The organism is Cellulophaga sp. F20128, from assembly GCF_023015805.1.
Classification (GTDB): Bacteria; Bacteroidota; Bacteroidia; order Flavobacteriales; family Flavobacteriaceae; genus Cellulophaga.
The window spans coordinates 216,039-228,514 of record NZ_JALKBA010000001.1 but is presented as its reverse complement, the minus strand read 5'-3'; the positions used below and the strand labels follow the sequence as shown (position 1 = coordinate 228,514).

Here is a 12,476-nt window from a genome sequence, read left to right as displayed (position 1 = left end):
TAATCCTATATTTATCGTTTTATTTTAGATATCAAAATGGTGATATCCTAAAGTTATAAATATAAGAATTTGAAAACGATTTGCACTACCTTTTTATACGAATTGGATGGTTTTGTGCGACGAACAACATAAAACTGAAATTAGAATAAAAATATAAATCTATCATCTGTGGAAAACAATAGGTCAGCAAAAAGTTTATGGGGAGATTATTTAGATAAGCATTTAGAGGATGCTTTTGTAGAAGCTCCTAAAGTTGAACATTTTTGTGATAATGAAAAAGCAGCCAATGCATGTGCTAAACTAGTTTTAAAAGGAGTAAAAAAAGCAACCTCACATTCTTTGTTGGGTCTGCAATTACGAAAGGAACGTTTGCCTAAAATTGGAGATTTTCGGATTGTTACGGATTGGGATGGCGAAGCAAAATGTATTGTTCGTACCACGGCGGTACAATTAAAACCGTTGTTTAGTATTGATGAAAATAATGCGCAATTGGAAGGGGAAGGAGATCTGAGTTTAGTAAATTGGAAACAAACGCATTGGGCGTATTATCAACAAGAGTTAGCTCCTTTTAATAGAACGCCAAAAGAGAGTATGATTGTTGTTTTTGAAGAGTTTGTAAAAGTATTTTAAATACTTAAACTGCATAAAAAAAGCCGCTTTTAAAGCGGCTTTCTACTTTGGATTCTATAGGGTTGGTTATTTTATATCGATCCAAGTATTTCCGTCATTGTGAGAATCTATACAACTTTGTATAAAACTAAGTCCACGTACCCCATCTAACATTGTAGGGAATTCCCCATCGTTGTATTTCTCTCCACGTATAGCCTTGGCTACGCCTAAATATATGTTGGCCATAGAGTCAAAAATTCCTTCGGGGTGTCCTGGAGGTAATTTTGTACCGTTTAAAGAGAGGTCAGAATTGTAGGCATGGCCTGGCTTGTAAACTTGCATCGGCTTATCGTCACTCATTACATAAAGGTGGTTGGGATTTTCTTGTTCCCATCGGAATCCGCCTTTGTTCCCGTAAATGGTAATGGCAAGTCCGTTTTCTTCCCCAGTAGCAATTTGGCTTGCTCTAATAACGCCTTTGGCATTGGTGTTAAATCGTATTAATGCCGTTCCATCAATATCCATTTTGTTGTCCTCATACAAGTAGTTTAAGTCTGCCAACAAAGATTTAACCTGCATCCCCGTGGTGTATTCTATCATATTAAAAGCATGCACACCTATATCTCCCATACAGCAGCTAAGGCCTGCTTTTTCAGGATCTAAACGCCAAGTTGTACTTCTTTTAGCTTTTTCATGAACAATAGGGTTTAACCACCCTTGGTAATATCTAACATCTACCTTTTGAATAGTGCCTAATGCACCATCTTTTATCATTTCGCGCATTTGGCGTACCATAGGATAGCCGGTATACGTATAGGTTACAGCAAAAATTGTTCCTGCTTTCTTTAAAGTTTCTTGTAAAATAATAGCCTCTTCATAGGTGGTAGTCATTGGTTTTTCACAAATAACATGAAACCCGTTTTCTAATAGCTTTTTGGCCATTGGAAAGTGTAAAAAGTTAGGGGTTAAAATAGTACACACCTGTATGCGTTCTTCTTTGGGTAATTTTAACTCTTCTACTATTAAAGTGTCAAAATCTTTGTAAACCCTGTTCGTAGGAATATCTATTTCTTTGGCAAAATCTACATTTGCGTTAAAATCTGGATTAAATACGGCACCTACTATTTGGTAATTGTCATTCATAAAGGACGCTATTCTATGTAGCACGCCTATTAATGAATCGCCACCACCGCCTAATATTCCTAATCTAATTTTCTTACTCATAAGATCGTTTTTAATACGCTAATTTAATAGTACTGTTAATTTTTTCGTTTTTATCGTTTGTAGAATATATAATCAAAAGGGATTGGTTCAATATCATTGGATCTGAAATCTAGGGATATCTGAGCTCTGTGATGTGTAGAGTGGTTGGTGATATGAAATAACATATCCTGTATGGTGTTAGTGAACAATCGACCTTCAGAATTTTCATAGTCTATGCGTTTGTCAAAGGCATCCGTTGCCATAATAATATCAAATGATGTTCTTTGGTTGTCATAATGGATAGCTCCCCAATCTGTTCTGTCGTGATTTTCAAACACTTTGTAACTGCTAGGTTTTTCCAAAATTCGTGCATTCCAAATATGATGTGCATTTAGGATGTGGTTGAATAATGCACAACTTTTTTCTGGTACGTTTTCTAAAATAGTACATTCTTCAATCAATTTTTTATTGCAGTAAAAATTGTAATCGAAAAGTTGATTAAAGAATGTTTTCATCTTTAAAAGTTTTAATTTATTTTAAATTTTTAGAGGCTTTCACCAATAAATCTCTTGTGGCAATTATACCTTCTATTTCTCCTACTTGAGATCCTTCGTATTCTACACCAATAAAACCAGTATAGCCAGCATCTTTTACAATTTGAAGTATTCTTACGTAATCTATATTTTTTTCATTGCCATCAGCATCAAAAGCATGAGACTTAGCGCTTACCGCTTTAGCGTAAGGCATTAACTCTGTAACTCCCTTGTAGATATCGTACATTTCAGCACAGCCATCTTTAGATCTTTTAATACAGAAGTTTCCAAAATCAGGTAAAGTTCCAACATTTTCCATATTTACTTGTCTCATCACCTCGGCTAACAAAGCACCATTAGATGAAAGTCCGCCATGGTTTTCTACCGTTACCTTAATATTGTGCTCTTTTGCATAAGTTCCCAATTGTGTTAACCCATCTACAGAACTAGAAATCCAGGCCTTTTCTTCTTGAGCACCTGATAAGTTAACGCGGATTGCGTGGCAACCCATTGCGGCAGCAGCCTTAACCCATTTGTAGTGGTTTTCTACAGCTTTTTTGCGTTCTTCATCATTAGCTGTGGCAAGATTACCTTGTCCGTCTATCATAATTAACACATTTGTCATTCCGTGCTTTTTTGCTTCTTCATTTGACTTGGCTACAAAATTTGCCATAGCTTCGTCAGAATAATCGGCTTTACTTAGATCCCCATACAAGCCACTAACATATTCTAAACCAGAAAAGCCTAGTTCTTTAGCTTTCGCCGCAAATTGATAAGGATCTGCACCATCATTGCGAACGGCTCTATGTAAGGACCATTGTGCAAGCGATAATTTAAAGAATGGTTTTTGATCTACTGTAGTAGCTGCAATTTCTTCTTTTACTTCTTCTGTTTTTTTTGCGGCATCTTTACAAGAAGCTAAACTTAAAACAAGTACTATTAATACACATTTAATACTTTGACTAAGGAGATTTTTTACTTTCATTTTGTTACTTATTTAATTTTTAAGACTTTATATCCACTATAACGTTGTAGTATGTTATCCTCAATGATAACAGGGTTTAAATGTAGAAAATTTATTTTATATTTGAGAAACTTATGAAATAAACAATTCAATGTATGGGCAAATTTTATTATAATGAAGAGCAGGAATATTATGATGCTATCGTTGTTGGAACGGGTATAAGTGGGGGATGGGCAGCAAAAGAGTTGTGTGAAAATGGATTAAAAACATTGGTTCTTGAACGCGGAAGAATGGTGACTCATAGAAATGATTACACTACTGCCCATTCTGAAAAATGGGATTTCCCAAATAATGGCGCTATATCTCCAGAAGAAAAAGAGAAACAATTTAAACAAGCTAGAACAGGGTATACCGTAGGTGCAGCAACCAAACATTGGTTTGTGAACGATTTAGAACATCCTTATAATGAAACAAAAAGGTTTGATTGGATGCGTGGATATCATGTTGGAGGACGTTCTTTAACATGGGGAAGACAAAGTTATAGATGGAGTGATATTGATTTTGAAGCCAATAAAAAAGAGGGCATTGCTGTAGATTGGCCCGTGCGTTATAATGATATTGCCCCTTGGTATGATAAGGTAGAAAAGTTTATAGGGGTTTCGGGAGAGAAATTAGGATTGCCTCAATTGCCAGATGGGGATTTTGAACCAATGATGGAGTTAAATTGTGTTGAAGAGGTGGTTAAAGAAAAGGTGGCCGAAAATTTTAATGGGAGAGTGGTTACCATTGGCAGAACTGCCCATATTAATAGTGATAAAAAATTTACAGGAGATGGCCGGTCTAGGTGTCAGTTTCGTAATCGATGTAGTCGTGGTTGTCCTTTTGGAGCCTATTTTAGTAGTAATTCATCTACTTTGCCTGCAGCAGAGGCTACTGGGAACTTAACCTTACGTCCAGATTCTATAGCTTATGAAGTGGTCTATGATGAAAAGACAAAGAAAGCCACTGGAGTAAAAATTATAGATAGACTTACCAAAGAAAAGATAGAATATAAAGCGAAAGTAATTTTCTTATGTGCTTCTACAGTCGCTTCAACATCCATATTGATGCAATCTAAATCTGAGACCTTTCCAAATGGAATGGGGAATGAGTCGGATCAATTGGGAAGAAATATTATGGATCACCATTTAGGGTCTGGTGCCAGAGGTAAATTTGATGGTTTTGAAGATAAATACTATAAGGGGAGGAGACCCACGGGTATTTATATCCCTCGATTTAGAAATATTGGAGGTGACTCTAAGACTACTGAATTTTTAAGAGGATATGGCTATCAAGGTAGTGCTAGTAGAGGCAATTGGCAGGACGACATTGCAGAAGTATCTTACGGAAAAGAATTAAAAGATGTTATTTTAAAACCAGGAGGTTGGACTATGGGTATTATGGGCTTTGGAGAAGTGTTGCCGTATGAAGAGAATAGGTTTACCCTGGATTATGATAAATTGGACGATTGGGGCTTGCCTACGGTTACCTTTGATGCAGAGTTTAAGGAAAATGAATGGAAGATGCGTGAAGATATTAAAGAGCAAGCTATGGCTATGTTAAAAGCTTCTGGTTGTACCGATGTCTCAACTTATGACAATCCAGGAGCCCTTGGTTTGGGGATTCATGAAATGGGAACAGCGCGTATGGGTCACAACCCTAAAACTTCGGTTTTAAACAAAAACAACCAACTACATGCTGTACCAAATGTTTATGTGACCGATGGTTCATTCATGACTTCATCTGCCTGTGTAAACCCATCCTTAACCTATATGGCATTTACAGCTAGAGCAGCCAACCACGCCGCAGAACAACTAAAAAAAGGACTACTATAATGGAAAGAAGAATAGCACTTAAAAATTTAGGATTAGCGTTTGGATATGTTGTTGCAGCTCCTACTTTACTTAGTATAGTTCAAAGCTGTAAGAATGAAAATGGGGTTGCCTGGGCACCAGAATTTTTCACCGATGAAGAAGGGAAGGTTTTACGGAAACTCGTAGACATTATACTTCCAAAAACAGATTCGCCTTCGGCCTCGGAGGTTAATGTACATCTATTTATAGATCAATATATCAATGTGGCGAACACCAAAGAACAAAAAGACTTGTTTAGGGCAAAGATGTCGAGCTTTACATCTCTTGCAGGATCAAATACAGGTAAGGATAGGGCTCAAGAGCTAAATGCGGAAGAATTAGAAGCAACCTTGGCTCGTTGTTTACAACTAAAAGAAGAAGATCTAATGGCCAATAATAGAGCCATGCAAAACTACACCAAGGCTATTGCAGCTGGAGAAATAGTTGAATTGGACGTAAATAGTGGCGCTGCTGCATTTGCACGTGAATTAAGAGGATGGGTTATCAACGGCTATAAATCATCTGAAGAGATTGCAAAAAATTTCTTGGCTTTTGACCCTATACCAGGAAAATTTGTGCCTTGTGGAAACTTAGAAGAGTTAACTGGTGGAAGAGCTTGGGCTTAACAAATAAAAACTTTAAATAACAACTAATACCTAAATATGAAAAGAAGAAGTTTTATACAGAAAACAGCACTTTCCAGTGGGGCAGTGACATTAGGGGGGGCACATTCGTATGCTTTTTCAGCAAATAAAGGAAATGGCTTGGCAGCACATAAATTTAACCTAAAATATGCTCCACATCTTGGTATGTTTAGAAATCATGCAGGAAATGATCCTATAGACCAAATAAATTTTATGGCAGACGAAGGTTTTACGGCTATAGAAGATAATGGTATGATGGGGCGTGATCTATCATTACAAACAAAAATGGGGGAAGCCTTAGCCAAGAGAAACATGGATATGGGTGTTTTTGTTGTAGATAAAGGGGGTAATATGGCCAATACCTTAGCCGCAGGAAAAAAAGAGAATGTAGATATTTTTTTAGAGGGTTGTAGAAAAGCTGTAGAAGTTGCCAAACGGGTTAATGCAAAATGGATGACCGTTGTACCTGGTGCTTACGAGAGGAGATTGCCTATAGGCATTCAGAATGCAAATGTTATTGAGGCATTGCGTAGAGGAGCTGAAATTTTTGAGCCGCATGGCTTGGTTATGGTGTTAGAGCCATTATCTGATTCTCCAGATCTCCATTTACAAACTTCAGAGCAGAGTTACCTTATATGTAAAGGTGTAAATAGTCCTTCTTGTAAAATATTATACGATATCTACCACATGCAAAAAACGGAGGGGCACCTTATTCATAACATGGAGCTTACGTGGGACGAAATCGCCTATATTCAAATAGGAGATAATCCGGGAAGAAAAGAACCAACTACTGGAGAGATAAACTACAAAAATGTGTTTAAATATATTCATAGTAAGAAATTTGACGGTATCTTAGGAATGGAACACGGTAACTCTAGACCGAATAAAGAAGGGGAGCTGGCAGTTATTAATGCCTATAAGGAGGTTGATAACTTTTTGTAGGGTATTGTTTTTTTTGACATAATGAAAGCTTACATCTGAAAGGATGTAAGCTTTGTCTTTTAACGGAATATTAAAAAAACTTAACAAAAAGTTAAAAAATGTGATTTCCTATCGATTAAGTGTGGTTTTTTTTGGTTGTATGCAATCTTTTTGTATTTTCATAACGTATATATAATGTAGGTTTAATACAGCATATATAGTAACACATACAACAATACTATTATGGAAAATTATTTCATTTTACTGATTATATATACCACAGCATTAATTTACTCTACGGTAATTAGGCGAAGGGTTAAGAAATAATACAGTTCACATTCTGTTGTTTAGTTTATACTGAGCAAGAAAAGCACGCTCAACTAATTAGTTGAGCGTGCTTTTTTTTATTGCTCCAGTTTTTCTTTTAAGAGTAGAAATCAAAAAAACCTCACTGTATTTCATTTAGTGAGGTTTTGTATGGAGAAGTTTAGATTTTTTTAAGAACCGCACATAAGACAATCGTCATCTGCTTCACCTGCTTTCGCCTGTGCAATAAGTGCTTTCATTTCTGAAGCTGTCATTGGCTCTATATTAGTTTCCTCTGGTTGTACTGGAGATGGTGTAACCTTTATTTCTGTAGCTACAGTCACTTCTGCTTCAGCCATTACGTTAACAGGAGCTTCCTTTTTCTTCGCATTATCTAAGGTGAATTTAATGGCATCTACTGCTGCCTTTGTTCTTAGGTAATACATTCCCGTTTTAAGTCCACTTTTCCATGCGTAAAAATGCATAGACGTTAACTTGGAATAGTTGGCATTTTCCATAAATAAGTTTAGAGACTGACTCTGGTCAATAAAATACCCACGATGTCTAGACATATCTATAATGTCTTTCATACTCAATTCCCAAACAGTTTTGTATAGTTCTTTGATTTCTTGTGGAATAATATCGATATGTTGAATTGAACCGTTGGCACGCATTAACTCTTGTTTAAGGTTTTCGTTCCAAAGACCCAGTTGTACCAAATCTTCCAATAAGTGTTTGTTTACTACAATAAATTCTCCAGATAATACTCTACGGGTATAGATATTAGAGGTATAAGGTTCAAAACATTCGTTGTTTCCTAATATTTGAGATGTAGATGCTGTTGGCATAGGTGCAACCAAAAGTGAATTTCTAACACCATTTTTTTGAATTGTTTTACGCAATTTTCCCCAATCCCAACGACCAGAAAGTTCATCATCTTGAATGCCCCATAAATTGTGTTGAAAATCTCCTTGTGAAATAGGAGAGCCTTCGTAGGTAGAGTAAGTACCTTCTTCTTTTGCCATTTCCATTGATGCAGTAAGTGCAGCAAAATAAAGTGTTTCAAAGATTTCTTGATTCAGATTTTTTGCCTCATCACTGGTAAACGGCATACGCATCATTATAAATGCATCTGCAAGCCCTTGTACGCCTAGGCCAATTGGTCTATGACGCATATTAGAGTTTTCAGCTTCTTTTACAGGATAGTAATTTCTATCTATTACCTTGTTTAAGTTGCGTGTAACTTGTTTGGTTACGCGGAACAACTCTTTGTGATCAAACTCACCATTTTTAACGAACATCGGTAAGGCAATGGAAGCCAAATTACATACAGCAACTTCATCAGGAGAGGTGTACTCCATAATTTCTGTACATAAATTTGACGAACGTATTGTTCCTAGGTTTTTCTGGTTGCTCTTTCGGTTAGCGGCATCTTTGTACAGCATGTAGGGAGTACCAGTTTCTATTTGAGATTCTAGTATTTTTTCCCATAATTCACGTGCTTTTACTGTTTTTCTGCCTTTTCCGTCGGCTTCAAATTTAAGGTAAGCAGTGTCAAACTCATCACCGTGCTTTTTGTATAAGTCTGGGCATTCATTTGGACACATTAAGGTCCATTCTTGATTTGCCTCTACTCGTTTCATAAATAAATCTGGAATCCACATGGCGTAAAAAAGATCACGTGCACGCATTTCTTCTTTACCGTGGTTTTTCTTAAGATCTAAAAATTCAAAAATATCGGCATGCCATGGTTCAACGTACACCGCAAAACTACCTTTTCTTTTTCCTCCACCTTGATCTACATAACGGGCTGTATCGTTATAAACTCGCAACATTGGAACAACACCATTTGAAGTTCCATTGGTGCCAGCTATATAAGATCCTGTAGCTCTTACATTGTGTATAGATAATCCTATTCCTCCTGCAGATTGAGAGATCTTAGCGGTTTGCTTTAAGGTGTCATATATACCATCAATACTATCATCTTGCATCGCTAATAAAAAGCAAGAAGACATCTGTGGTTTTGGTGTTCCAGAATTAAATAGGGTTGGCGTAGCGTGTGTAAAGTATTTTTTAGACATAAGCTCATAGGTTTCTATGGCCGACTCTAAATCATTTAAATGAATTCCTATGGAAACACGCATAAGCATGTGTTGTGGGCGTTCCGCTATTTTGCCATTCAGTTTAAGCAGGTAAGAGCGTTCTAATGTTTTAAATCCAAAATAATCGTAACTAAAATCACGGTTGTATATTATTGTAGAATCTAGCCTTTCTGCATTCTCCATAATCACTTTGTAGACTTCATCAGACAAGAGAGGAGCTTTCTTATCTGTTCTAGGGTTAACATAGAAATAAAGGTCCTTCATAGTTTCTGAGAAGGATTTTTTTGTGTTTTTATGTAGGTTAGAAACAGATATACGGGCTGCTAATTTTGCGTAGTCCGGATGTGTTGTAGTCATGGTAGCTGCAATTTCAGCGGCTAAATTGTCTAGCTCAGAGGTTGTAACAGAGTCGTACAAGCCTTCTATTACACGCATAGCAACTTTTAATGGATCTACTAATGGGTTAAGTCCATAACAAAGCTTACGAACTCTTGCCGTAATCTTATCGAACATTACTATTTCTTTTCTGCCGTCTCTTTTTACTACATACATGCTACAAATGTTTTTTAGTGATACGTTGGTTAGGTCAAATCTTTAGGGATTTAACAAATGGGTTATTTTTTTAAGTTATTTTTTAGGAAAATCTCCTAAAATATATGGGTTTAATCTAAAAATCTGCGTCGAAGCTAATTTTCTGTGCATCATCACCATCTTTATTAGTGACACCAGATTTTTGGTATTCAGCTACTCTTTTTTCAAAGAAATTTGTTTTTCCTTGAAGTGAAATCATATCCATAAAGTCAAATGGATTGGTAGAGTTGTACACCTTATCACATTCTAATTCAACAAGCAAACGGTCTGTTACAAATTCTAAATATTGAGTCATTAATTTAGAGTTCATACCTATTAAACTAGCTGGCAAAGATTCTGTAATAAATTCTCTTTCTATGTCTAAAGCATCTACAAGTATTTCTGTAATACGCGCTTTAGGCACTTTGTTTATTAAGTGGTTGTTGTGTAAGTGAACTGCATAATCACAATGCATCCCTTCGTCTCTGGAAATTAATTCGTTAGAGAAGGTTAATCCGGGCATTAAGCCTCTTTTCTTTAACCAAAAAATAGAACAGAATGATCCCGAAAAGAAAATTCCTTCAACAGCAGCAAAAGCAATTAAACGCTCTGCAAAACTTGGAGAGTCTATCCATTTTAATGCCCAATCTGCTTTTTTTCTAATGGCGGGAAAGTTTTCTAAGGCGTGGAATAAAATATCCTTTTCCTTTTCGTCTTTTACGTAGGTGTCAATCAATAAGGAGTAGGTTTCAGAATGAATGTTTTCCATCATTATTTGAAAACCATAAAAGAATTTAGCCTCTGCATATTGCACTTCACTAACAAAATTTTCTGCTAAGTTTTCATTTACAATTCCATCAGAAGCAGCAAAAAAGGCTAAGATGTGTTTTACAAAATAGCGTTCGTCATCATTTAGTTTGTTATTCCAGTCGTTTAAATCTGCGTGCAAATCTATTTCTTCAGCCGTCCAGAAACTCGCTTCACATTTTTTGTACCAATCCCATAAGTCATTATGTTTTATCGGAAAGATTACAAATCTATCTTCATTTTTTTCTAAAATAGGTTCAATTGCTGCGGACATAATTTAATTTTGGATTATAACGATTCTAAAATGGTAAGGCGAAAATTTCCTTACGCTTGGGGATAACAAAGATTGTAAAATGTTGTCAATTTGTAAAGCCCTTTTTTGCAATTAGGGCACAAAGTTTTTAACACAGAATGTTGAAATGTAACCTGACTAGTGATGTTTGTTGCCTTTGTAGGAAAGATAACTTTTTTAAGGGTTTTTGGATAAAAAACGGGACTAAAAAATAAACCAAAAAGTATATTTTGAGGATCAGTGGTTTGCGGAAGAGATTCCAATTTTATGATACACCAAACTTTTACGATCCAACTAAAAAATACCCAAATAAAAATTAGTTGATTAAGGTAGTTCCCCCCGAAACCATTAAACCAACCAAATTTAAATTCAGTATTGGTAAAATTTATGATAGGCTGTTAGTTAAAGTGACATGTTCGTTTAATAACACGCTATCTAAACGGATCGTAAGTTTGTAGTTTGGTGGTTACATAATATTGCTTTTTGCGATAATGGTATTAATGTTTTGAGCTTGCCCATAAGGAGTCGCTTATATGATTGTTAGATAATAATACATCGGTTTCTTGTTGGGTTTGGTTATTTTCAACGATTGAAGCGAATATTATTAATAATAATAGAACACTAAACATAAGAACACATTTTTTCATAATTTGGGAGTTTTTGAATTATTAATCCTAATACTAAAATTATTGATGTAATTAAGCTTATGCTAAATTAGGACATTAAAAAGCTAAGTAATTTGGTTATGTATATTTGGTAAAAAAACCTGTGTATTTTGTAAAATGCTGTTTATCTGTATTTTGCCGCGAATAATACTCGATAGTAAACCAATCATACAATTTTGATTTCCTTTTGTTCTTTACACCGTATTTTTGTGTACTTTAATATATAATATGCTAGAAGCAGTACTAATAGATGATGAAGAAAAAGCACTCCAAAGTTTAACGTGGGAGCTAACCAATTTCAGTAGTGAAATTAAGGTGGTTGCTTCATTTACAGACCCTTTTGAGGCTTTAAATTATTTAGAAAATAACAAGCCAGATTGTCTTTTTTTAGATATAGAAATGCCTATTATGGATGGATTTCAGTTTATTCAGAAAATAAAAAATAAAGATTTTCCAGTAATTATTACGACAGCATATAATCAATACGCAATAAAAGCATTAAAAAATGAAGCGATTGATTATCTATTAAAACCAATTGATACCGATGATTTAAATGATACAATTGCCAAGATCAAGAAATATAATTTAAAGAATAACACAGTAAATAGACTGGAAAAAATATTGTTAAATTTAAATTCCAACTCAGGCCAAAAAAGAATTACGCTCAATACGGATGGTAAGCTTTTATTTTTGGATAGCAATGATATTTTATATGCAGAATCTGACGGGAATTACAGTACTATTTTTTTAGAAAATGGACAAAAAATTGTATTGACCAAGAAACTTAAAGAGGTCAATGAATTATTGCCAAACGAAGACTTTTTTAGAGTTCATAATTCGTATGTTGTAAATTTAAATAAGATAAAAGAGTTTATTAAGACCGATGGTTATGTAGTCTTACAGTCTAACCATAAAATCCCTGTTTCTAGACAAAAAAAATCTGACTTTTTAGATTTGTTGTAAATTTC

Annotated in this window: 10 protein-coding genes; 5 read left to right on the top strand and 5 right to left on the bottom strand. The window is 35.2% G+C overall.

All coding sequences use genetic code 11. From position 1 onward, the window contains the following. The first annotated feature begins 168 nt into the window (after positions 1-168). Entirely contained in the window at positions 169-630 is a 462-nt protein-coding gene (locus MWU65_RS00960) for an ASCH domain-containing protein (protein WP_247074957.1), read from the top strand. A gap of 66 nt (positions 631-696) precedes the next feature. Here MWU65_RS00960 and MWU65_RS00955 read toward each other — a convergent pair whose 3' ends face one another. Genes MWU65_RS00955 through MWU65_RS00945 form a run of 3 tightly spaced genes read right to left on the bottom strand, consistent with a single transcriptional unit; the run spans position 697 to position 3,330 of the window. Further along, positions 697-1,833, bottom strand: coding sequence for a Gfo/Idh/MocA family oxidoreductase (locus tag MWU65_RS00955; RefSeq protein WP_247074956.1), 1,137 nt, complete (start codon positions 1,831-1,833; stop codon positions 697-699). Between the two features lie 50 nt (positions 1,834-1,883). Then, entirely contained in the window at positions 1,884-2,327 is a 444-nt protein-coding gene (locus MWU65_RS00950) for a DinB family protein (protein WP_247074955.1), read from the bottom strand. Positions 2,328-2,343: 16 nt separating this feature from the next. Further along, the gene (locus tag MWU65_RS00945) at positions 2,344-3,330 is read right to left on the bottom strand and encodes a sugar phosphate isomerase/epimerase family protein (protein WP_247074954.1); all 987 of its coding nucleotides are present in this window, start codon (positions 3,328-3,330) and stop codon (positions 2,344-2,346) included. 134 nt (positions 3,331-3,464) lie between these two features. Between MWU65_RS00945 and MWU65_RS00940 the strand changes: the two genes are divergently transcribed. From MWU65_RS00940 to MWU65_RS00930, 3 genes are read left to right on the top strand one after another with little or no spacing between them, the layout of a single operon-like run. Further along, positions 3,465-5,183 carry a GMC family oxidoreductase gene (locus tag MWU65_RS00940; protein ID WP_247074953.1) on the top strand — a complete coding sequence of 573 codons (1,719 nt, stop codon included), beginning with the start codon at positions 3,465-3,467 and terminating at the stop codon, positions 5,181-5,183. Continuing rightward, positions 5,183-5,827, top strand: coding sequence for a gluconate 2-dehydrogenase subunit 3 family protein (locus tag MWU65_RS00935; RefSeq protein ID WP_247074952.1), 645 nt, complete (start codon positions 5,183-5,185; stop codon positions 5,825-5,827). Before MWU65_RS00940 ends, MWU65_RS00935 begins: the two co-directional genes overlap by 1 nt. A gap of 36 nt (positions 5,828-5,863) precedes the next feature. Next, positions 5,864-6,787, top strand: a complete 924-nt coding sequence (locus tag MWU65_RS00930) for a TIM barrel protein (RefSeq protein WP_247074950.1) — start codon at positions 5,864-5,866, stop codon at positions 6,785-6,787. A gap of 476 nt (positions 6,788-7,263) precedes the next feature. Here MWU65_RS00930 and MWU65_RS00925 read toward each other — a convergent pair whose 3' ends face one another. Continuing rightward, positions 7,264-9,726: a ribonucleoside-diphosphate reductase subunit alpha gene (locus MWU65_RS00925; RefSeq protein ID WP_247074946.1), complete on the bottom strand. Its 2,463-nt coding sequence runs from the start codon at positions 9,724-9,726 to the stop codon at positions 7,264-7,266. A gap of 115 nt (positions 9,727-9,841) precedes the next feature. Next, a complete protein-coding gene (locus tag MWU65_RS00920) occupies positions 9,842-10,825 on the bottom strand; it encodes a ribonucleotide-diphosphate reductase subunit beta (protein WP_247074938.1) in 984 nt (327 codons plus the stop codon). A 911-nt stretch (positions 10,826-11,736) separates the two neighbouring features. Between MWU65_RS00920 and MWU65_RS00915 the strand changes: the two genes are divergently transcribed. Continuing rightward, a complete protein-coding gene (locus tag MWU65_RS00915) occupies positions 11,737-12,471 on the top strand; it encodes a LytTR family DNA-binding domain-containing protein (protein WP_247074934.1) in 735 nt (244 codons plus the stop codon). The last annotated feature ends 5 nt before the right edge of the window (positions 12,472-12,476 follow it).